General features: G+C 54.0%; 24 protein-coding genes. 6 read left to right on the plus strand and 18 right to left on the minus strand.

The annotated features are described in order from the left end of the window. Positions 1-72 precede the first annotated feature (72 nt). Positions 73-237 carry a hypothetical protein gene (locus JJQ72_RS10045; protein WP_347880743.1) on the plus strand — a complete coding sequence of 55 codons (165 nt, stop codon included), beginning with the start codon at positions 73-75 and terminating at the stop codon, positions 235-237. Positions 238-457: 220 nt separating this feature from the next. Beyond that, positions 458-1966, plus strand: coding sequence for an MDR family MFS transporter (locus JJQ72_RS10050; protein ID WP_208203571.1), 1509 nt, complete (start codon positions 458-460; stop codon positions 1964-1966). Positions 1967-2078: 112 nt separating this feature from the next. Here the strand turns inward: JJQ72_RS10050 and JJQ72_RS10055 are convergent, their stop codons facing one another. From JJQ72_RS10055 to JJQ72_RS10070, 4 genes are all read right to left on the minus strand, one after another. After that, complete coding sequence (locus JJQ72_RS10055) at positions 2079-2918, minus strand: aldo/keto reductase (RefSeq protein WP_138224261.1); 840 nt, start codon at positions 2916-2918, stop codon at positions 2079-2081. A gap of 152 nt (positions 2919-3070) precedes the next feature. Next, complete coding sequence (locus JJQ72_RS10060) at positions 3071-5164, minus strand: serine hydrolase domain-containing protein (RefSeq protein WP_208203572.1); 2094 nt, start codon at positions 5162-5164, stop codon at positions 3071-3073. A 146-nt stretch (positions 5165-5310) separates the two neighbouring features. Further along, the gene (locus tag JJQ72_RS10065) at positions 5311-5676 is read right to left on the minus strand and encodes a hypothetical protein (RefSeq protein WP_243896011.1); all 366 of its coding nucleotides are present in this window, start codon (positions 5674-5676) and stop codon (positions 5311-5313) included. A 148-nt stretch (positions 5677-5824) separates the two neighbouring features. Continuing rightward, a complete protein-coding gene (locus tag JJQ72_RS10070; protein ID WP_208203573.1) occupies positions 5825-6418 on the minus strand; it encodes a nitroreductase family protein in 594 nt (197 codons plus the stop codon). 282 nt (positions 6419-6700) lie between these two features. Between JJQ72_RS10070 and JJQ72_RS10075 the strand changes: the two genes are divergently transcribed. After that, positions 6701-6847 carry a hypothetical protein gene (locus tag JJQ72_RS10075; RefSeq protein WP_208203574.1) on the plus strand — a complete coding sequence of 49 codons (147 nt, stop codon included), beginning with the start codon at positions 6701-6703 and terminating at the stop codon, positions 6845-6847. A gap of 112 nt (positions 6848-6959) precedes the next feature. Here the strand turns inward: JJQ72_RS10075 and JJQ72_RS10080 are convergent, their stop codons facing one another. The 5 genes from JJQ72_RS10080 to JJQ72_RS10100 form a co-directional block, all read right to left on the minus strand. Then, positions 6960-7757: a formate/nitrite transporter family protein gene (locus tag JJQ72_RS10080; protein WP_208203575.1), complete on the minus strand. Its 798-nt coding sequence runs from the start codon at positions 7755-7757 to the stop codon at positions 6960-6962. 245 nt (positions 7758-8002) lie between these two features. Next, positions 8003-8179, minus strand: a complete 177-nt coding sequence (locus JJQ72_RS10085) for a hypothetical protein (RefSeq protein WP_208203576.1) — start codon at positions 8177-8179, stop codon at positions 8003-8005. A gap of 193 nt (positions 8180-8372) precedes the next feature. After that, positions 8373-8609, minus strand: coding sequence for a cold-shock protein (locus tag JJQ72_RS10090; RefSeq protein WP_208203577.1), 237 nt, complete (start codon positions 8607-8609; stop codon positions 8373-8375). A gap of 121 nt (positions 8610-8730) precedes the next feature. Continuing rightward, entirely contained in the window at positions 8731-8931 is a 201-nt protein-coding gene (cspD, locus tag JJQ72_RS10095) for a cold-shock protein CspD (RefSeq protein WP_006207896.1), read from the minus strand. Positions 8932-9202: 271 nt separating this feature from the next. Continuing rightward, on the minus strand, positions 9203-9667 hold the full coding sequence (locus JJQ72_RS10100; protein WP_208203578.1) for a pyridoxamine 5'-phosphate oxidase family protein: 465 nt from the start codon (positions 9665-9667) through the stop codon (positions 9203-9205). A 126-nt stretch (positions 9668-9793) separates the two neighbouring features. On the opposite strand from JJQ72_RS10100, the gene JJQ72_RS10105 reads away from it, so the two are divergent. After that, on the plus strand, positions 9794-10240 hold the full coding sequence (locus JJQ72_RS10105; protein WP_138224254.1) for a DUF6376 family protein: 447 nt from the start codon (positions 9794-9796) through the stop codon (positions 10238-10240). Between the two features lie 140 nt (positions 10241-10380). On the opposite strand, the gene JJQ72_RS10110 is transcribed toward JJQ72_RS10105, so the two are convergent. Further along, a complete protein-coding gene (locus tag JJQ72_RS10110) occupies positions 10381-10803 on the minus strand; it encodes a DUF1801 domain-containing protein (protein WP_208203579.1) in 423 nt (140 codons plus the stop codon). Positions 10804-11010: 207 nt separating this feature from the next. Here JJQ72_RS10110 and JJQ72_RS10115 point away from each other — a divergent pair, with 207 nt between their 5' ends. Then, positions 11011-11562, plus strand: coding sequence for a sigma-70 family RNA polymerase sigma factor (locus JJQ72_RS10115; protein ID WP_208203580.1), 552 nt, complete (start codon positions 11011-11013; stop codon positions 11560-11562). Further along, positions 11562-12566, plus strand: coding sequence for a DUF4179 domain-containing protein (locus tag JJQ72_RS10120; RefSeq protein ID WP_208203581.1), 1005 nt, complete (start codon positions 11562-11564; stop codon positions 12564-12566). The genes JJQ72_RS10115 and JJQ72_RS10120 overlap by 1 nt, the downstream gene beginning before the upstream one ends. Before the next feature lie 26 nt (positions 12567-12592). On the opposite strand, the gene JJQ72_RS10125 is transcribed toward JJQ72_RS10120, so the two are convergent. The 8 genes from JJQ72_RS10125 to JJQ72_RS10160 all read right to left on the minus strand — a co-directional run bounded on the left by JJQ72_RS10125 (position 12593) and on the right by JJQ72_RS10160 (position 22140). After that, complete coding sequence (locus JJQ72_RS10125; RefSeq protein WP_208203678.1) at positions 12593-13381, minus strand: LamB/YcsF family protein; 789 nt, start codon at positions 13379-13381, stop codon at positions 12593-12595. 12 nt (positions 13382-13393) lie between these two features. Further along, complete coding sequence (locus JJQ72_RS10130; protein WP_208203582.1) at positions 13394-14404, minus strand: 5-oxoprolinase subunit C family protein; 1011 nt, start codon at positions 14402-14404, stop codon at positions 13394-13396. After that, positions 14401-15135 (minus strand): 5-oxoprolinase subunit PxpB, encoded by a 735-nt coding sequence (gene pxpB / locus JJQ72_RS10135; RefSeq protein ID WP_279591714.1) that lies wholly within the window; start codon positions 15133-15135, stop codon positions 14401-14403. The genes JJQ72_RS10130 and pxpB overlap by 4 nt, the downstream gene beginning before the upstream one ends. A gap of 158 nt (positions 15136-15293) precedes the next feature. After that, a complete protein-coding gene (locus tag JJQ72_RS10140; RefSeq protein WP_208203584.1) occupies positions 15294-16295 on the minus strand; it encodes a zinc-dependent alcohol dehydrogenase in 1002 nt (333 codons plus the stop codon). Next, entirely contained in the window at positions 16292-18577 is a 2286-nt protein-coding gene (locus JJQ72_RS10145) for a helix-turn-helix domain-containing protein (protein WP_243896012.1), read from the minus strand. The genes JJQ72_RS10140 and JJQ72_RS10145 overlap by 4 nt, the downstream gene beginning before the upstream one ends. Positions 18578-18616: 39 nt before the next feature. Next, the gene (locus JJQ72_RS10150) at positions 18617-19489 is read right to left on the minus strand and encodes a carbohydrate ABC transporter permease (RefSeq protein WP_138224247.1); all 873 of its coding nucleotides are present in this window, start codon (positions 19487-19489) and stop codon (positions 18617-18619) included. Further along, positions 19483-20448 (minus strand): ABC transporter permease, encoded by a 966-nt coding sequence (locus JJQ72_RS10155; protein ID WP_138224246.1) that lies wholly within the window; start codon positions 20446-20448, stop codon positions 19483-19485. The genes JJQ72_RS10150 and JJQ72_RS10155 overlap by 7 nt, the downstream gene beginning before the upstream one ends. 78 nt (positions 20449-20526) lie before the next feature. Continuing rightward, positions 20527-22140, minus strand: a complete 1614-nt coding sequence (locus tag JJQ72_RS10160; RefSeq protein WP_138224245.1) for an extracellular solute-binding protein — start codon at positions 22138-22140, stop codon at positions 20527-20529. Positions 22141-22186: the final 46 nt, after the last annotated feature.

A 22186-nucleotide genomic window follows, 5' to 3' on the forward strand; every position in this document is an offset into this window, starting at 1 on the left:
CGCGGCGCGGCGCAGGCCAGCGCGGCGCCGGTGACCTCGCAGCGGGCGCCCGCCGAGCCGGTCCGCGCGTGGGTGTGCAGCGGGGCCGGCTGCCGCGGCTGGCAGCGCATGGACCACCCGGCGGTCCCGAGCAGCGCGGCGGGCCCCGCTGGCAGCAAGGCCTGCCCGCTGTGCGGCGCGCCCATGCAAGCGGGCATGAAGCAGGCTCCTGCCGCCGGCAGGCGCCCGCCAGGCTAACCCTCGCCTTGCTGAACATCCCGCACTGATGCATCCCAAGCCAGAGGCCAGCCGCCTCTGGCTCTTTAGTTTAGCTGGCGCCAAGCAGCAACCTCCCCTTCGCCCCAGCGTTCTCCTGTTTTTCCTGTTCGTCTTGCCATGCTTATCCTGGAAGGGCTAAAATAGAGACAGCACGTTGCTTTATATACCACTATATACATACAAAAAGGAGCCGTAACGAATGAATGCACAGCAAAGCCATATCAAGCTGGTCGTCACCGCGCTTCTGCTCGGTATTCTGATGTCCGCGATGGATAACACGATTGTAGCGACGGCCATGTACACCATTGTGGAGGATCTCGGCGGGTTTGATCAGATCGTATGGGTCACCTCGGCCTACATGGTTGCCGTCATGGCCGGTACCCCGATCTTCGGGAAACTGTCGGATATGTATGGACGGAAGCGCTTTTTTGTATTCGGTCTGTTGATTTTCCTGCTCGGCTCGGCGCTGTGCGGTCTGGCGGACAGTATGATGCAGCTGATCATCTTCCGCTCTATTCAGGGTATCGGCGGCGGTGCCTTGATGCCGATTGCCTTTACAATTGTGTTCGATTTATTTCCGCCGGAGAAGAGAGGACGGATGACGGGACTGCTCGGCGCTGTCTTCGGCACATCCAGCATTCTGGGGCCCCTGCTCGGCGCTTTTATTACAGACAGCATCGGCTGGGAGTGGGTCTTTTATGTCAATCTCCCCATCGGGCTAATCTCCCTGGTGCTCATTCTCGTCTTCTATAAGGAAACCTTGTCCCGGGTTCAGCAAAAAATCGACTGGACCGGTGCCGCAACCCTCGTCGGCGCGATCATCTGCCTGATGTTCGGTCTGGAGCTGGGAGGGCAGGCTTATGCATGGGACTCTATTCAGATCCTGAGCCTGTTCGGGGGCTTTCTGCTGCTCTTCTTTCTATTTATCTGGGCAGAGAAGCGGGCGAGTGAGCCGATCATTTCCTTCAACATGTTCCGCAAGCGTCTGTTTGCCGCCAGCAATGCTGTCGCGCTCTGTTATGGTGCAGGCTTTATCGTCGCCACCGTCTATATCCCGATCTTTATCGCCGGGGTTTATGGAGGCTCTGCGACCGACTCCGGCTTGATGCTGATGCCGATGATGCTGGGCAGTGTAGCCGGAAGTCAGATCGGCGGACTGCTGACGACCAAGACTACCTTCCGCAACATTATGATCCTCTCGGTCATCTGTTTTGTCACCGGCCTCTTTGCATTAAGCACGCTGTCGCCGGACACGCCGCGGGGCTGGCTCACGGTTTATATGATCCTGACAGGCTTCGGTGTGGGCTTCTCCTTCTCCGTGCTCAGTATTGCGTCGATTCACAATTTTGAAGCGCGTCAGCGGGGAGCTGCCACTTCAACCAACTCGTTCCTGCGCTCGCTCGGGATGACGGTCGGCATTACAGTGTTCGGCATTATCCAGCGCAATGCCCTGACGAACCGCCTGGCGGATACCGCTTCCCAAGCCCCGGGCAGCCTGCCGATCGATTCAGAGTTTACACCGAGCACTGAGGCGCTCCAGCAGCTGCCGCCGGAGGCTCGGGAGCTCGTGACTGGTCTGCTGGCCGACTCCATCACCCAGGCCTTTGCCTGGGCGCTGGTTCCCGCAGGACTGGCCGTATTCTTCGTGCTTATGATGGGGAAGGAACGGGTTCAGGTGAACAAGAAGCCGGCCATGTCCGGCTCATAGTAGATGGACACAGGCGCAATGAATACGACAAAAAGAGGCCTTGCGGACTTCCCCGCAAGGCCTCTCTTCTTGCTACACTTCTTCTCTTGCTTAGATCTTGATCAGATCTTGCTTAGAACAGGAATTCGTCCGGGTTCGGACCAAAGCGCTTGTTCTCGTTCAGGCTGTCCAGCTGTGCCAGATCCTCTGCCGACAGCTCGAAATCAAAAATATCTCCGTTCTCCCGAATCCGGTGCTCCTTCACGGATTTGGGAATAACGATAATGCCATGCTGGAGATCCCAGCGCAGAATGATCTGAGCCGGAGTCTTGCTGTATTTTGCAGCCAGCTCGGTAATGACCGGATGATCCAGGTGACCCTGCATCAGCGGGCTCCAGGCTTCCAGCACAATGCCCTGCTCCTGGCAATATTGAAGCAGCTCCTTCTGGCTGTTCAGCGGGTGCAGCTCAACCTGGTTTACGGTCGGTACGACACCGGAATCCTCGATAATATCCCGAAGGTGATGAATCTGGAAATTGCTGACCCCGATCGAACGCACCAATCCCTGCTCCTGCAGATGGATGAGCGCCTTCCAGGTTTCCTTGTACTTATCTTTCCCCGGCCAGTGGATCAGGTACAGGTCTACATAATCCAGCCCCAGCTTCTTCAGACTGGTTTCACAAGCCCGAAGAGTCGCTTCATACCCCTGATCATCATTCCATACCTTGGTGGTAATGAACAGCTCCTCGCGCGGCACGCCGCATTCGCGAATGGCCTGTCCTACACCTTCTTCATTGCCATAAATGGCCGCAGTATCAATGCTGCGGTAACCGGCCGCAATGGCAGACTTTACCGCGTGGATGACTTCTTCGCCTTCCTTACTCTTGTATACGCCGAGGCCCAGCCACGGCATCTGAACGCCGTCACGCAGCGTAGGCCCTTCATTCAAAACAGGATGCTCCGGATGAGTCATAGTCAATTCCTCCTAAAGGCAAGTTGGATTCGGCAGGCAATTGCCGCCTATACAGTATACTCCTTCCGGCGGAACGTCTCAAATGTACCTCTATGACCCCTCCGCAGCGTTAGCTTCAGTCTCTGTCACCTACATTGCTGCCGCCGCCAGAGCTACGGGCTCAAGGTCACATCGAAGGCAGACCCGGCAGCACCCAGGAATACGATGGAGCCGTTCTCTGGCAGCTTCACCGCCTGGTTACCGGAGATGATGGAATAATACAGACATGCCCCTTGCCCGTCATAAACGGCGAATGCGCTATGAAGCGGAAGAGCCACCTTCATCGCCTTACCGGCCGCCGCAGCCGGAATTGTAAACCAGCGGGCATAGCCGTCATTACCGATCGTCACCTTCGACCGCTTGCCGGCATACAGCTCCTTGATGCTGTCTCCGCTCACGAACAAGGTTCCGGCTGCTTCCAGATATTCTTTGCCTTGCTGCTTGTAGAAGCTGAAATCCATCGTATCCCGGCTGCCCACGCCCGGCACCTCATGCTGACTTCGCGCAGTGTTCGGACCCGTAATCTTCTTGTCGAGCAGATAACCCTTCATGCTGGGGTCCCGCACAATGGCTATGGAAGGCTCCTGCAAAAAGTAAGCCATGGAGCTGTACTTCTCGTTCAGCGGATAATATTTCAGTCCTTCCCGCTGCTCCCACGCGGCAGCCGAAGCTTCATCCAGCTTGTGGCTTTGGAGCTTTTCGCCTGAGTATAGTGATGTTGCCATCTGCCCCAGTCCCGGTGCGGATGCATATTCCTGAACCCAGATGTACGTGCGGCCGTTACTTTCCGTTACGAACGTAATCTTCACCGTGCCCTCATCATTCAAAAAGCTGCCATCCTTCGTGTACACATACTCCTGTGCGGGAAGCTCCGGCATAATGGGCATAGTCAGAATCAGACGTCCCTCTTCCTTCACCGTTGCCTGAAGCACCTGATTCGTGGAGACATAGCGGCCGGCAACATCCATAACCTCTTTCGGCATCGGTGCAGCCACCGGCTTGCCGAAGGATTTCTCCGGCTGGATGGCTTGAATTTCCCCCTTCGCTTTCAGCTGCTGGAGCAATAGCTCACTCGCCATGATCTGGTTCAGCGCGCTGCTGCCGCCAGAGGACAAGACGGCCGCTGCCATATCATGCTCCGGAAGAACGATGAGAGAAGCGTGGTACACAATCGCATCGCCGCCTTTGGCTAATGCCTGAATACCGTAATTCTCGAACGGGAACAGCCGTACACTATCCCACCCCAGTCCATAATCGACAGAATTATCGGCATCCTTCGGCCACATCCCTTTCTTGTACTCCTCCTGTGCCATGATCTTGGCAGAAGAGAAGGACAAGACCGATTCTGCCCCTCCTGTAAACACCTTGGAGAATTTCACTAAATCCTCCGCTGTGGAGTAAATCCCGCCGGTGCCAATCGCATTGACAACTGCATCCGGAAGCTGGACATCAAAGCCGGGGTAAAAGATTCCCGCCCGTGCAGTGTCCTCTAGCTGATCCTGAGGAGTCTTCGTATGCTCCAGCTTCAGGGGCTCCGTAAAATGCTGATGAATAAAGGTCGTAAAGGATTGACCGCTAACGCGTTCAACCAGAAGCTCTGCCAGCGTAAAGCTGTCATTGCTGTAAACCGAATAGGCCCCAGGCTGCGCCTTCAATGTCTGCTTCGAAAGGTTGCTCAACAGGCTGTCATGCGCAGCCGTATCATGATCCTCAAACAAAAAAGCGTTAGCCAGCGTGGACCCATGCAGGCCGGAGGAATGATTAAGCAGCATACGCGGCGTGATCTGCTTATACCGCTCATCCTTCATCGTGAAATCCGGCATATACTGGATAAGCGGAGTGTCCAGCTGAAGCTTGCCCTGCTCCACCAGCTTCATAACGGACGCGGCGGTAAACATTTTGCTCGTCGAGCCGATCCCGTACATCGTTTGCGGCGTCAACGGAATCTGGCCTTCTGCATCATGGATGCCGCTGACCCCCGATAACACCAGCTCCTCTCCATCCAGGAGCGCATACTGTACACTTGTTACACCGTACTGCTCTGTCAGCAGCGACGCTTTCTGGGATGCCAGAGTCTCCAGCTTCGAGGCGACCTCCGTCTGCGAGACCTGCTTCTGATCTTCAGCCGCCATCGCGCCTGGCGACAGGAGCGGATTGAGTGTGAGTGTAACCGATAATGATAGCAGCCACAGCCATTTCTTCTTCAACCTAACAACCTCCTCAGCAAATTTTTCCTTACTTAGTACGGTTCAGTCATCCAATCGGTTCAAAAAAATAAAACCGGATTTTCTGCGAATAAAAGCAGAAAATCCGGCTCTTCTTGCCGGCACAAGCGTCCCCTTGATTGCCGGTCTTATCTTACGCGCTTAAATATACCTACGGCCAGCAGGATGCAGGCCACGATAAATACATACGGTCCGCTGCCGGCAGCATTCACACTGCTGCCCAGGAAATCTACAGACTTTGAAGAAATATAAATGATGCTGAAAATAACACCTACAGCTGCCAGTATATACCCCAGCAGCTTGTTCAGGCGCTGCTCGCGGATCACCACGATCAGCGGATACAAAAACAACAGAAAGAAAAACACGGCGCCCTGCCCGAACCCGTTCTGGGAAGCGAACCCGATATCCACCCAGTCAAAAAATAAAGATACAAATGCTGCACAGGCTGCAATAAAGATCAGTTTACCGCCTATATCCCACTTCTGAAAATTCACTACAATAGCCTCCTATGTACGTTCATGTCGTTTAGCCGGGGACTGGCCTTATTTCGACAAATATAGGTCTATTATACCAACATTTTCAGCGATTTGGTAGGATTTTAGACAGGGTTTCGACCGATTAGGACCCGTTAGGAAGGAACGATTAGGACTCCAGACGGCGTGTTGACTGGTCAATAAAGGTCGTCTTGGATGCAGCGCTCTCGCGGCGGCCTTCCTTCGGCGTCATGTCCGGCTCTCCGATGTAAAGGAAGCCTAGCATTTTATCCTGTTCTCCCAAGCCAAAGGCTTCGTTCACCTGTGGCTTGTAGCAGAAATCACCGGTTCTCCATACCGCGCCAAGACCCAGGCCATGGATTTCAAGCAGCATGTTCTGAATCGCAGCGAACGCAGCCCCGTATTCCTCCAGTTCAATCACTTTAGGATCATCGGCTGGCGCGACAGCAACACCAATCACCAGTGGAGCCCGGTAGGCTCGGCCGATCGCTGCTTCGCGGGCTGCAGCCAGCTCCTCTTCACTTTTGTCTTGAGCACTGGCTTCGGAAATGTCAGCCATAACATGGCCCAGCAGGTCACGTCCACCGCCGGTCATGACGAAGAACCGCCAAGGCTCTGTATGTCTATGCGTCGGGGCCCAGGTTCCTGCCTCCAGAATCTGCTCGATCTTGTCCTGCGAAATCGGTGTATCCTGCACCTTGCCGATACTGCGGCGAGTTCGGATCGCTTCATGAATATTCATACGTTAGCCTCCTCAAAAATCGTTATACAATTAGCTTCTATTGTATCAAATAAAGAGCGCTCCTCATAGGGGAGCCGGATAAGGACACATACGAAGACAAAAGCTTGTCTGATCAAGATGTTGTCGCCAAAATTTGCAGAAAAGCCCTTGCAATTACCCCGGAACCCTTTATAATAAAGATAAACATACCTGATAATGATTATCATTACCGAGTCAGTGAGCATCAAGATCTTCCACGCTGATCGGTATGAATTCCAAACATAAAGGAGAACCGGATCCCCTATGAGAGAGCACCCTCGGCGTACGAACCTGCAGGTAGACGATTACCTGGATCTGTTGAATCTAGCCATTCAGCTCGGTGATCTGAAATGGCAGAAGGAAATTACACGCAAGATGGAAATGAACCTGAAGCCTGTAACCCCGGCTTAATTGGATATAGATGTGGTAGATAAGAACCGGATGCCTCGCGGCTTGAATGCGCGGCATCCGGTTTTTTTGCAGGACAATTTAAAGACGGCCTGCACCGCAGGCCGCTCCCTCGTTAACGCGCCTGGTTCTGATTCTGATCCAGATCCGGCTTGTTCACATAGTGGTACATAAAGGCCATAAACACACTGCCGCCAATCAGGTTCCCGAGCGTCACCGGCACCAGATTGTAGACGGCTCCAGAGAGCGAGATGGTGTCGGGATGATCCACGACAAGCGCAATGGCGAAGGTACACATATTTGCGATGCTGTGCTCATAGCCGGAGATGAAGAAGCAGAATACGAACAGCATCATCGCAAACAGCTTGGGCCCGTCAGACTTCATCCCCATCGGGATGAAAAAGGCCAGACAGACAAGCCAGTTACACAGGATTCCCCGGAAAAAGAGCTCTGTCCACGGCGCATGCATCTTTTTATCGACAACAGACAGCAGAAATCCATTCACCTCAGGAGCATGAAATAATCCTGTGAGATAGATCAGCAGTGCAAATACGGCCGCGCCGACAATATTGCCGAAGTAGCTGGCCACCCACAGCTTGATGGTATCGACCCAGCGGAGCTTTCGCCGCAGCGCACCGTAGGTGTAATAGAATGCATTTCCTGTAAACAGATCCCCGCCCCCGAAGGCGATGAGAATAATAGCGGCCCCAAACGTCAGCGCAGCCATAGGGTACATGGCCGGAGAGTCCACCGCGTAAAAATAACTGCCTGTTCGGAAGGCCACAATGACCCCGAAGCCGATAAACATACTGGCTAACGCCGAGCGCGCCAAATAACGAAGCGGACTTTGCTGAAACAGCCTCATTTTCTTGAGGGCCAGCTTCTCCACTTCATAAAGTGATTGAGTTTCCATGGTGCCACATCCTTTAGCTTCATTCCCATTATCTGATTCTCAACGACTGACTCCTAGTCACAGTATACCTAAATTCTCCCATCTAAACTGTGATATAGTTCACAATTCAGGAAAGATCAGGTTATGCTGCCGATCCAGGATTGCTGCATCAAAAAAAGGCGCGAACCGCAGACCTCCGTCTCCGGCTCACGCCTTTTATATGAAACAGTCATTACGCACCCGAAGCGGGCCCGCTTTAGCCAAGCCTACTTGTCGTCGTTTTCGTTCTCACTGTTTTCCAGCTTATTCTCATGCTCCATCTGATACTTCTCCCGCATCAGCTTCTGCATGATAAACTTCTCCTGCCCATTCAGGCCTTCCTGGTTGTCCTGCAGAATCATGTTGTCGATGTTGCGTTTCAGCACCTCATTTTGCGTATTCAAAATACGGTTCCTCCTTTGGAATTTATGCGATTTTCCGCATGTTTTTATACATAACCCCTAAAATAGGGGATCATGTAATAACTAACCGCTGCCGTCTATTTTGTAACGGTCTTGCGTTCGTCAGACGATGCGGGAGTCGTACATTTTCGAAAAGATACCGACCGTATCTGCGCCGCTTTCGTGGCCCTAGCCGCTATTTCCGATCAATCAGAATCCCTTTGCCAAGTGATTTTTGCTTCTTATTCGTATTGACGAGTAAGGGCAGCATCCTGCTTTCCTTCTCCATCGGAGACTGGCAGAGCTGACATACCGGCTCTGTCTCAAAAGCAAAGTCATCCCGGATCCATCCCTTGCAATCATCCTTAGTACAGGACCACACCTCGGTCATTTCCTCCGGCACAGCTTCCATCGCATTCTTGCGCGAATACATGAGTACGCCTCCTTGTCCCGTCTTGCGAATATTGGCTTTCATCCTGGTTGTACAGCTCACCAGAACCTGAAAACAAAGCTGCCCTTAATGTCACACATTAAGGGCAGGCGTTGTTACATTATTACAGCTTTACCACGTTTTCAGCTTGTGGTCCGCGGTTTCCTTCAACGATGTTGAATTCTACGCGTTGACCTTCGTCCAACGTTTTGAAGCCGTCGCCTTGAATCGCGCTGAAGTGAACGAATACATCGTTACCGCCTTCAACTTCGATAAAGCCGAAGCCTTTCTCTGCATTAAACCATTTAACAGTTCCTGTTTGCATAGTAGTGTACCTCCTTTAAAGATTTACATGACCTTTTTTACTTCGTTAACGAATAAAAAAATTCACATATTGTACAAGGTTATTCATCATATAACAACCCTCTACAATGTGTGATTTCAGGTCGCTCTAGTGATACCTATATTATCACACCTAACGTGTGTTGGCAAGGTGAAGCGTAATTCCGTGAGCAATTTATAAACTTATCTTATGCAAATATTGCCTGAAATATAACTTGTTCTCCTAAAAAAGGCGGCGTCTGCCGCCCCTTCCCTCATTGCCTTAGCTCCTCCAGCGTTTCTCTCCAGCGGGCCAGCACCTCCTCCGGCTGCTTCAGCCGGTAGGTTACGCCACATACAATATCGGCGTAAGGAGCCTGGTCCTCCCGGATAGCCTCCATCCTGGCCTCGAAGCGCTCTCGCGGATGCCGGGCGGAAGCCAGCGTCGCCAGATGCACAAGGACGAGGCGGATGTAATACATTTTTGCCCCGTGAACCAGTACGATCGTCGCTTTACCCGTCCGTATCACATTCCCGGTCGTCATCGTTCCCGGCCAAAGCGCCAGCCGCAGCACGTCCTCCTGCAGGGCGATTATCTCCCCGGCACCGATCATTGCACAATGCGGCCAGCCGTCCTCACACTGCGTGAGCAGCTGGATGCCTTCGCCCTGTTTCTCCTCCAGGTTCTCTCCATCCAGCAGACGGCACAGCTGCTCTGGAAGCTTGATTGAATGAGACATGACTCTCTCTCCCCGTGGTATTCATATTCGTTGACGTTATTTTACCAATTCAGATATGTCAATTTCAACAGACCCTGTCACGGGGTAATGACTTAGCAAAATCACATCCTGCGGGAGGTAGCTCTTATGAAAGCAATATGGCGCATTCCGGGCATCGTGCTGATCCTTTTGGTTTTGTCCGGTTGTTCTCTTTTGGAAGATGTAGATCAATCATTGGATTACAGTGATGAGGCGACCCGGTTCGTAAATGAAACGGTGGCGTTTGCCAACCAGGTTCCACAGCTGGCAGAGGAGGCTGCGAACAACAGTGAGATTTTGCAGCAGCTGAAGGAGCGGCTTGGGGACATGAAGCAGAGCATCTCGGAGTTTAACGGACTGGAGGCTCCCGCTTTTGCACAGGATTTTCATGACCAGCTCACAAGCTATAACGACACACTTAGCGGCCAAATTGACGAGTACTCCACTCAGCTCGAGAACGGCGTGACGAATTTTGAGAACACCAAAATGGCCGATACGCTGGGGCAGATCGAAGGCGCCTTAAGTGAGCTGGGCAACTTCGGAGAAGGGGAATAACCTTGGAGTATTAATGGAGCGAAATCAAGAACAAGAGCAGGCTATCGATGCAGATAGCCTGCTCTTGTGTTGCGCGCGAAAAGTCACTTGACAAGTAGTCTCAAATGCGTGGCGAAGCCTCTTGAAAAATGAGACCACAATTACGCCTCCGGATACATCTCCTGCAAATATGCTACAGAATGCTGGATCAGCTTGATCAGAACAGACTCGTCAATGTCTGCCAGCTTGTTTACATATACACAGGATTTGCCGGTGGTATGCTTGCCTAGCTGCTCCAGCAGCGCCTCTCGTTCCGGCTCACAGGCGGACAGGTACAGACTGATCTTCGCCTTGCGCGGAGAGAAGCCCACCAGCGGCGCATCTCCTTCGTGGCCGGTTGCATACTTGTAATGGTAAGAACCGAAGCCAATGATGCTCGGCCCCCACATGACAGGAGGATACCCTGTTGTCTCCGCAAAAATATCTAACAGCCGGTAGGCATCCTCTTTTTTCTTCGGATGGTCTACAGCCTCTATAAATTCAATAACATTCTCGTCACTGGGGAGGGTCTTTTGCTCGTACATGGGCACGGCTCCTCTCGATTAAAATGGTTCCTTCATTAGATTACCTCTATTTCTAACATGCCGGCTGGGGCGCGTCAACCGGAACGTATTCCCGTGGATGGACAGGCCTATATTTTTGAAGCATTGATAGGTTTTACCCCTCCCGTTCGTATTCTCTAATGTATTATCCTTAAAGGAAGCAGCAGCAAGCAGAGGAGGGAAGCACGCGTGGAGATCACGGAAGACAATATCGTGCAGCAGCTTAGGGAACGCAATGAGAACGGCATTGCCTTCATTATTCATCAGTATGGAAGCCTGTTATCCGGCATCATTCGGCGCCATGTCCATTATAACCCGCAGGAGCTTGAGGAATGCCTGGACGACGTGCTGCTGGCCATCTGGAATCACATTGATGATTACGACGAAAGCAAGAATACGTTTGTTCAGTGGATTGCAGCCATTGCCAAATACCGTGCCATTGACTACCAGCGGCGGATGATCCGCAATGAGCAGCGTTTTGTACAGGGCAAGGGTGAGGATTCGCGCCGAGAGGAAAGGCCGCCCATGACAGGGCCGGGACAAAGAGATGCTGCCGAGGTGCTTGCCCATTTATCGGAGGTCGAGAGGAGCATTTTTGACAAGTACTATTTACAGGGTGTCCCGTCTGCTGAAATCGCGGCGGAGCTGCAGGTCAAGGAATCGTGGATTCATAACAAGCTGTCCCGGGGCCGCAAAAAGCTGCGGCAGATTTTTATTCCAAGTGCAAAGAGGTGCGAGTGATGTCTATTTATAAAGAGCTGAACGACGTTAAGCTGGACGTGTCCTGCTACGAGCAGGAGCCGTTAACGGCCCTGGAGCAGAAGCAATGGGAGCAGCGCGTAAAATCCAAGCTTCGCCCTAGGCGCAAGCGGCTTCCAATCAAGCGTAAGGCCGCAGCATTAACTGCAGCCGCGCTGATGATTCTCCTCGCCATGAGCCTCCCGCAGGTCTCGCTGGCCCGAATCCCGGTGGTAGGGGGATTAATTGAGAATTTCAACAGTAATCACAATGCCTTACAAGCAGACTATTCTTCCTACAAAACAGCGGTCAGGGAAACGGCAGAGAACGAATATGGAAAGCTGACTCTGAATGAGGTGCTGGTCGATGCCGACCGGCTGCTGATCAGCTCCACCCTGCAGCCTGCTCAAGGTATGCGATTTGACTACAAAACCCATCTTCCCGTGGAAGTAATGATTCATGGAGAACGCCGCCAGCTGTCCGCCATGAGCCAGTCGGTTCAAGAAGACGATGGCAGCTATACCGTGTACGGAGATGTGTCTTTCTCAGACTTGCCGTTGCCGGAGAATAAACTCCTGGATCTGCAGATCGCCTACCATACCGTAAACCGCGGAGCACAAAGCATGACATTGGAGCAGCCTTGGGTATTTGATGTTCAGCTATCTGCCGAGGCCATGAGCCAGGACACGAAAACCGTAGAGATTCATAAAACTTTGGATCTGAACGGGCAAGGAACGGTGACGGTACGTAAAGTCGTGTTTACACCGGTCTCCACGCTGCTCTACTTTGACGCTTCCGAGGAGACACAGTCGGTGAGCTTCAAGCTGACTTCGATCCGCGACGGCAGCGAGATTCCGCTCAGTACAGTCACGCTGACCCATGAACCCGGCACGGCCTCTTATGCCCGCTTCTGGTCAGCCAATGCTCTTCAAGGTCCCTATCAATTGACCCCTGTAGACGGGATGGATCACGAGCTCGAGCTGGGATCGGGATTGATTCTGGAATAGGGCGGGTAGCCGCAGATGAGCCGGGATCAAGCCTGTCCGTTAACGCGCGGGACTGCTGCCCCCGCTGCCTGCAGCCGGATGCCGGACTGCTGCAGGGCGCTATGAATCTTCTTCGCAAAAGCGGCGGCATGCTCGCCGTCTCCATGAATACAGACCGTGTCTGCACGGATGGAGACGTCGATGCCCTGCTGTGACAGCACCTTGCCTTCGTCAATCATCCGAATGACCTGAAGCACCGCCTCATCATCGTTAGTAATCAGGGCATCCGGCAGGCGCCGGGACGTAAGCGAGCCGTCTACCTGGTAGGTACGGTCCGAGAATACCTCGCTCGCGGTTCGCAGGCCTGCCCGCTCTCCTGCGGCAATCAGCTCACTGCCGGCCAGACCGAACAGCATAAGGCCGGGATCCACTGCATACACTGCTTCCGCTAACGCCTCCGCGAGCTTCGGCTGGTACGCTGCCATATTGTACAATTCGCCATGCGGCTTCACATGCTGCATGGCTCCGCCTTCAGCGCGGATAAAGCCCCACAGCGCGCCGATCTGGTATACGACCAGATCATAAGCCTCCTGCGGCGTAATATCCATTCGCCGGCGGCCAAAGCCGACCAAGTCCTGCAGGCCGGGATGCGCGCCCAAGGCGGCTCCTTTGTCCAGCGCCATCGTCACCGTCCGGCGCATCGTTGCTGCATCCCCTGCATGAAAGCCGCAGGCGATATTGACCGAGGTTACGTACTCCATCAGCTCCTCATCAGAGCCCAGTGTATACGCACCGAAGCTCTCACCCATGTCACAGTTCAGATCTACTCTCTTCATCATGCCCCTCCTCTACCGCCTGAATTGCAGTACAATGCTCTGTTCTAATTGCCGCAGCCTCAGCTCTGCCTGAAGCAGGAGCTCCTGGGCCTCCTGCAGAGTGACCCGCTGAAACCGTACCCGGCAGCCCGGCTTTCCCTGCGCCAGCAGCGGCAGATCGGCAGTAATCACCTGACCGGCTCTGGGGTAGCCCCCGGTCGTCTGCCGATCAGCCATCAGCACGATGGGATGGCCGTCCGGGGGCAGCTGCACGGTGCCAAACGTGACCGGCACTGATTCCAGCTCCCTGGAAATGCCCAGCCGCAGCGGCTTGCCGGCCAGACGGCAGCCCATCCGGTCCGATTGGGGCTGCAGCGTGAACGTTCTAGAGAACAGCTCACTTTGGCTCTCCTCCTCCAGCCAGTACAGTTCAGGACCTTCCAGAAGGCGCAGCACGGGATGCTCTTCATACTTCGGCAGCAGCGTCTCCGAGATCCGCCAGCTTACCGTGCCAAACTGCGCCTCCCGGTCCATTCCTTTCAGGATTGCGGTCAGCAGAGGCTCTATTGCTTCGTCCCTTGCCCCGACGGGCAAGACATCTCCGGCCCTAAGCGCTCTGCCCTCCAGGCCGCCGAGGCCGGCGCGGAGATAGGTCGAGCGGCTGTTCATGACGAGCGGCACATCCAGTCCGCCGGATATCGCCAGAACCCCCCGGCAGCCCCGTTTCGGGGCATCCACGGTAAGAGTACTGCCCGCCGGCACATATACCGGCCGCCACAGCGGCAGCGGGGAGCCGTTGATGTGCGCGCGGAAATCGCCGCCGCAAATCGCAATTAGCGCGGCATCCTGAAATTCCAGCACCGGGCCCAGCAGCGTCATCTCCAGCGCCGCGTACCCCGGGGGATTTCCTACCAGCAGGTTACCTGCCCGATGGGCAAAGGTGTCCATCGGGCCGCTGACCACGACGCCATACTGCTGAAAGCCATAACGCCCGCTGTCCTGAATCGTCGTCAGGAGTCCGGGCCTGTGTACATGAATGCTCATGGTGACGTTCCTTCCCATGTCTCGTATTCCCGGCGCGTGATCGGGTAGAACCGGAGCATGTCGCCTGCCTTCAGAAGCGCCGGAGGCTGCCGGTCGGGGAGGAACAGCGCTGCCGGCGTCCGGCCAATCAGCTGCCAGCCGCCCGGGGTGCTGATGGGGTACACTCCGGTCTGCTCTCCCGCTATGCCTACAGAGCCCGCAGGGACGAAGAGCCGAGGTGTCGCTTTACGCGGAGCGGCAATCCGCCGATCCATGCCTCCCAGATACGGAAAGCCCGGAGCGAAGCCCAGCATATGCACCTGATACGGCACCCCGTGATGAATGGAGATCACCTCCTCCACGCTCAGTCCACTCAGCGCTGCGACCCCTTCCAGATCAGGGCCGAATTCCCCGCCGTAGCATACAGGAATGTAGACCACGCTTTCAGGGGGCGCCTGCTGCTCTTGCAGGGTCTGCACGAGAGCGTCAAGTTTCCCCACAACGATCTCATAGGGAAGAAGAGTCCCGCTCCCGAGTGCCTGACCTTCGGCCTCCTTACATACCAACACGGGATCATAGATCACGGTCACGGAGGTGAATGCCGGAATGTATTCCACCATGCCCTTTAAGGGCTGCTCCGCCAAAGCTCGTGCCAGCATGCGTACGCCGGCGCGGACGGCGCTGTTGTTCTCCTTCCCGAAGGAAACGACGACCGCATGGTCGCCTTCAGGCTGAATCTGTATTTGCTGCAAGCGCCTGCCTCCTCTCCTGACCCTCCATAGATAGGTACAGCATAGCATAGCAGGGACGGAGACGTCAGCCGCATTAAAGGCTCTTTCAGCAGCAGAAAAAGCCCCGCCTTACACCCTTCCAGGGAACCGGGACTCCTATACAACACTGCTCAGCAGCTTCAACAATCACCATATTTGAAGACCGTCCCCATCACGGATGACGCCGAACCATAGGCGTGATACGCTTCCTCCGCCGCTTGTACAGGAACGATACGCGAGATAAGCGGCTTTATATCGATCCGCTTCTCGGCGAGAAGACGGATGAACTCCGCCGTATTGCGCCCTTCCGTCCAGCGTACGAAGCCGATGGGGTAGTCCTTGTTGTCCATTTCATAGCCAGTGTCATAGCGTCCGGGGCCTCCCGCACGCGAGATGAGCACCTGGGCTTCCTTCCGGAACATCTTGCCCCGGCTGAAATTCATCGTCAGATCACCGACCATGACGACCTTGCCCTTATCCATAATCCAGTCCAGCGAGGCGTTAATCAGCTCTTCGCCGGGACCGCCGGCGCAGAGCAGCACAGCGTCCGCCCCGTGACCACCCGTGAGCGTGTCCACGGCCTTCTCCAGCTCTTCCTGCGTGTCATAAGTATGGAATATGCGTTTCTTGAGGCTGTCTGCCCGCTCCGTATTGAGATCATAGCCAAGCACCTGATAGGCGGCTGCAGAAGATATCTGAGCGATGATTTGGCCCAAGATGCCCAGTCCGACGACGACGACCGATTCGCCAAAGCGCAGATCGGCCGTCCGCAGCGCATGAATGGCAATGGCACCCAGGCCTGCAAAGGATGCCTCCTCCAAGCTGACCTCATCCGGAACTGGAGCGACCAGATTGGCCGGAACGCAAAGCTCCTCTGCATGACGCACATACGGCGCCCCGTAGCAGGCGACGCGCTGTCCAAGATGAAGACGACTTACCCCTTCTCCGAGCTCTGTCACGATGCCGGCGGCACTGTAGCCGATCACGATCTGCTTCTCCGAAGCCCGGCGGATAAAGGTCATCTCCGTTCCCGGACTGATGGCCGAATACACGGTTTGTATCCGTACATGCCCTGCTGGCAGGGCTGGACGCTCTACCTCGGCCAGGCTCACCTTTCCATGCTGTGTAGCAACTGCTTTCATCGTATGGCTCTCCCTTCTCCACCCTGCTCCGCGGCTTTCTTCCGGTACTCGCTGGGAGATACACCGCAATATTTCTTAAACGTGGTTGTGAATGTCGATGAGTTCGTGTACCCCGTCTTCTCGCCGATCTCGGCAATACTGAGGTCAGAGTGCTTGAGATATTCCCTGGCATGAGACAGCCGGACCTTGTTCAGGTATTCCACAAAGTTCACGCCAAAGGTTTTCTTGAAATAGTTGGAAAAATACTTTGAGCTGGTCTCCAGCACCTCCGCCATATGATCCAGGTACAAATTCTCCATATAATGAAGCTCGATATATTGAGAAATAAACGCCGGATCCAGCTTGCTGCGGGAATCCACACTGCGCATCGCGCCGATGCGGCGCAGCCCTTCCTGCAGCGTCTCCCGGACAGACTGGGCATGTTCCGACTCCTGCAGCCGTCTCATCACCTCGGTTTCAAGCCGGAACAGCTCATAGCGGCTCCCCTCCGTGACATCACCCTGCCGGAGCATCACATACATCATGCTCTTGGCCATATGCACCAGCTGATGATGCTGAATATGGCGCTCCGTGTATTCCTCAATGACGTCATCTACGAGCTCCGCGGCCTCATCCTGCTTGCCTGCCAGCAAGCAGTTCGACAGCTTCTCGATCTTGTGGAGCGGAAAATGGATTTCCGCGGCCTGAAAGCTCGCTTCCGCATCAATCAGCGTCTCCCGGCCTCCGGCATCCCGGTACTCAAAGCCCGCCTGGATTTCCTGGTAGGCATCCCGGCAGTTCACAATCTTGGACTCATACACCCGGCTGACACAGCCCTGAAGCCGGAAGCCCTGCAGCTCCTGCCGCTCTGCCTCTCTCAGGACCATCTCCAGAGTGCGCAGCAGCTGCCGCCGCCCTGCCGGCAGCTCTACAGAAAGCAGCAGCAGAAATTTCAGATGGTCCTCATGAAAGACGACAGCCTGCTCCAGCCCCCGCGTCACCGCTTCCCGAAGGCGCGCTGTCACCTCTTCCATCGTAAGCTCCGGCGCGCCTCCCGGCGCTGCAGGGGTCAAGTGGACAGAAGCCATCATGAAATACCTGCGCTGAAACCAGTCCGCATAATGATTCTGGAGCTGGATTTCGTACTCCCTGGAGTGGGAGTAGCCCTCCAGCGTCTGCAGAAAGACGCCCCGCTGAATTTCGGCGTCCACCAGCTGCATCTGATTTTTGAGAGATTCGTTCTCCCGCTGGATCTTCACAATGCCGATCTGGATTTTCACAAAATCATTGCCCTTCAGATTGGAGCTGCCCAGCAGCTGCGCGATATTGCGGACCGGCCGGTACAGATAGATGCTCAGCAGAATTGACAGCAGTCCCGCAAGCACAATAGCTCCGTACATAATGAGCTGGTTCGCACTCGTGACCGAGCCGATATTCTGGAACTGATAGGGGAGCTTGTTAATGTAAATAAAGCCGTTATAGTCCGATTTGTAGAAGTTATACTCGAAATCCTCCCGCTTGAGCGAGCCCTCACTGGATGGATTGAAGTAGACATCGTTCAGGATATCCACCAGATCCAGATTTTTCTCCGTACTCAGAATGAGATTGCGGTCACCATCCATAACGATCAGCGAGGCCCCAGGAATCATTCCCTTGAGGTCGATGCTGTTCAGCAGCCGGTTCACATCAATGAGCACCATAAGCTTCTTGCTGGACATACTCAGCCGGCTGCTGTCTACCGCAACGATCAGCTCTCTCTTCGTGCTGGAGTCAATCTCCTTGTACGTCTCTGCGGGAAAGACCGTGAAATCATGCTCCGAGCGGATAAAGTTCTGCCAGAACACGGAATTGTACTTGAGGTTCGTATACTTCCGGTCGAACAAAGCTTCCATGCTACTGGTGCCTTTAGGCGTAATGACGAGCTTATAATCGTACGTAATCATGGCATTTTCCACAAAATCCATCGTCGATACCATCCGCGCCAGGCTGTCCTCCAGCGACAGCACCTTCTCCATATCCGTCTGCCCGCTGCTGTTCGTAATCTGATTGAACGGCAGCGCGTGGATGTTAAACATCAGGTTATTGATCGAGGTGAAGCTGGCGTCAAACGACTGGATAATGTTGCGGATGACCATCCGGTTGTTCTCCGTCACTTTTTCATAGATGCCGGAGATGGAGTTTTTGTAAACCATATAGTTGAAGATAAACATGATGCCGACGACCAGCTGCAGAGCGAAAAAAATCTGTAGCAATCCTCTGTTCGCGATCAATCGATTCAAATGGATCACCTCTCTTGATGCCATTCCTTATTAACACCATGTTATACTCCCGCGGGACTGGCGTCACCCTTTTTCGGAGCCGAGCATGACGCCCTTGGCGAAGTATTTTTGTGCAAAAGGGTAGATCAGCAGCACAGGCACCATCGCCAGCACGATCGTAGCGTTCTTCATCGCCTGCGGCGCCAGGGCCGAAGCATCTACCAGATTGGCGTTCACCCCGCCCTCCGAGAAGATGAGCATATCCCGCAGCACTACCTGCAGCGGATACATATTCGCATCGTTCAAATAAATCAGCGGCAGGAAGAAGCTGTTCCAGTGACCCATGAAATAAAACAGCCCGATCGAGGCCAGCGCCGGCTTGGAGAGCGGAATCATAATCTGGAACAGAATCCGGTACTCCGAGGCTCCGTCCATGACGGCGGCTTCGCGCAGGCCTTCCGACATATTTTCATAGAAGCTCTTCAGGATGATCAGCTCGAACGTCCAGATGGCATTGGGCAGCACGAGCGCCCACACCGTATCAATCATGCCCAGCTCCTGAACGATCAGATAGTTGGGAATAATGCCGGGATTCAGGAACATGGTCAGGATAATGGCCACCATGAAAAACTTTCGGCCGAAAAATCCGGCCCGGGACAGCGGATAGGCCGCGATGGCTGTAAAGAGCAGATTAATCGTCGTCCCCAGCACCGTATAGAAAATAGTATTCAAGTATGCACGCGGTATCCGGTCATCCTGCAGCACCTGGGCATAGGCATCCAGATTGAAGCCGACCGGGAACAGGGCGACTCTGCCCTGCAGCACGGCCGCTGTGTCACTGAACGACACCGCCGTAATATACAAAATCGGATAAATCGTAATGATCGCCAGGCAGATCAAGATGATGGCGTTAACGACAGAGAACAGTGAGAGGTGTTTGACGCTGAATTTTACCATAGTCCCTTCCCTCCCAGTCTTCGGCTCATGTAGTTGGACGACAGCAGCAGAACCATGGCCACGAGAGCCTCAAACAGACCCACAGCCGCCGCATAGCTGTAGTTCGCCTCCAGCAAGCCCTTCCGGTACACGAAGGTGGAGAAGACATCGGCCACATCGTACGTCATCGGATTGTAGAGCAGGAGCACCTTCTCATAGCCGATCCGCAGCAGCTGACCGGTCTTCAGGACAAACATGATAATGATGGTCGGCATCAGAGACGGAAGCGTAATATTAAAAATCATATGCCGCCGCTTGGCACCGTCCACCCTGGCCGCCTCATACAGTGAGGGGCTGATGCCTGCAATGGCCGCCATATAAATAATGGCCTCGTAGCCGGTATGGGTCCAGATATCGGATATGATATAAATCGGGCGGAACCAGTTCGGATCGATCAGGAAATACTTGCTCTCGAACCCGAACACCGAAAGAATCTGATTGATGATGCCGTTATTCGGTGACAGGAAATCAATGACCATACTGCTGATAATGACGACCGACAGAAAAGAAGGCATGTAGCTGATCGTCTGAACGGATTTCTTGAACCATTTCACCCGCACCTCGTTCAGCAAAATGGCCAAAATTATCGGAAACGGGAACGAGAACACCATGGAGGTGACGCCGAGAATGAGCGTATTCTTGAACAGCTTCCAGAAATCCTGGCCGCTGAAGAAGTTGATGAAATGCTTGAGGCCCACCCAGGGACTTTCGATAATGCCTGTAAATACACTGTAGTCCTTAAATGCAATGAGCAGCCCGTACAGCGGGCCATAACGGAAGATCAGATAGAACAGGAAGCAGGGAATGAACAGAATCAGCAGCTGCCTGTCGCGCTTCATGTGCTGAAAAGCTGTCAGCTTGCGGCGGGGCGCCGATTTTTTAGGTGGTGTGCTTGCTGCTTCCACGCCGGCCTGTGACATGAGGGTTCCTCCTTTAGATCATGAGCAGCATCCGGCAGAGCGGATGCTGCATTGATCTTTTTTTACAGGTTCAGTGGCTTACTGGGAAGCCGAATCCAGACGCTTCTGGGCATTGTTGAACACTTCTGCCAGCTTATCTGCACCCTGAGCGGTAGCCGTCTTCTGCCACTCTTCCCACTGTGCATCACCGTAGCTCTTGTTCAGAATGTACTTGGAGTTAAATTCATTGGAAGCCTTCTGCAGGTTCACCTGAAGCTCGGCAATGCTCGAAACCTCTTCATCGGTAAAATTCAGCACCGGCTCCAGCGGCTCAAAGCTGTTCGCTTCCAGGCGCTTGTCTTGAGCCTCCTGCTCCTTCTCCGTAAAGCTGTAGTAGACGCTGCGCTGATCGGAGTTCACGTACATGCCCTGTACCCACAGGCCATAATTGTCTTCCAGCACCTTAATATCTACGAGCGGCACATCCGTCAGCTCCGGATACACGGCTTTGCCGTCCTTCATCTCGAACGTTTCGCCTTCTACCCCCATCGTTACCAGTGTTGCACCGGACGGGCTTGCGAGGTAATCCAGCAGCTTGAGCGCGGCTTCCTTGTTCTTGCCGTTGCTGACCGCGATGCTGAAGTCCGGCGTGATCTTCGGCAGTGTCGCACCATTGCCTGTCGGACCTACCGGTGTTCCGTATCTCAGGTCATAATTCGGGTTGGTATCTTTGATCTGGTTGTAGAACATATCCAGGCGGCCAATCCAATCCCAGGTCACGAACGCTTTGTTGCTGGTCGTCATCTTGGCCGTCCAGTTGTCGGACGTATCGGTCAGGAATTCCGGATCCATCAGACCCTCGTTATACAGCTTCTTCATGAAATCCAGCATGTCCTTATGCTCCGGTTGAATGGAAGCATATTTCCAGGTCTTGGAATCCTCATCATAGTAGATCGGATAGTTTGGTCCGCCGATGCCCCAGCCATAAGCCCAGTCCCGGAAGATGTATTCCTTCGTCTTGGAAGCATATGGATAGGAATCCGGGTAAGCTTCCTTCAGCTTCTTGAGTGCCTCATAGAACTCTTCAGTGTTGCTCCACTCTTCAATCCCCAGCTCGTCAAATACATCCTTCCGGTACAGGAAGCCATGGTTAACATCACGGGCGATGTTCGCGACCGGCCAGGTGTAGATATTGCCCTTCTCATCGCCGTAGGATGGAATCACCCAAGGGTTCTCCTCGACGAACAGACGCTTGAAGTTAGGCAGCATATCGAGATGCTCGTTAATAGCTACGACTGCATTTTGCTGGCCGATTTTTTTCAATTCACTGGATTTCAAGCCGTGGAAAATGTCCGGAAGCTTCCCGGAAGCCACCACCACTCTCAATTTATCGTTATACGTTGCAGGAGAATACGCCTGGAAGTCGATCGTGATGCCTGTACGCTTCTCGATTTCCTTCGCGATCAGAGAGTCATTCAGATCCGTCTTCTCACTCGCTACCATAAAGGTGACCGTGGTTGGTTCATCCACCAGTGGGAGCGCCAGACCGCCAGTATCGCCGTACTGATCCGGATCTGCCGGCTGCTCGGCCTGCTTATCCGGCTCCGCCGGCGTTGGTGCAGGCTCTGCGGCTTCCTTGTCTCCGCCGCAAGCCGCCAGCAGTGTCATCAATAAGGTAAAAACAAGTGCCATACTCAGCCATTTCTTGGACATGTTTATTCCTCCTGTCGTGCTTCATTAGAATAGGTGTTGCTCCTTG

This window comes from Paenibacillus sp. F411 (assembly GCF_017582705.1).
GTDB classification, from domain to species: domain Bacteria; phylum Bacillota; class Bacilli; order Paenibacillales; family Paenibacillaceae; genus Paenibacillus_AQ; species Paenibacillus_AQ algicola.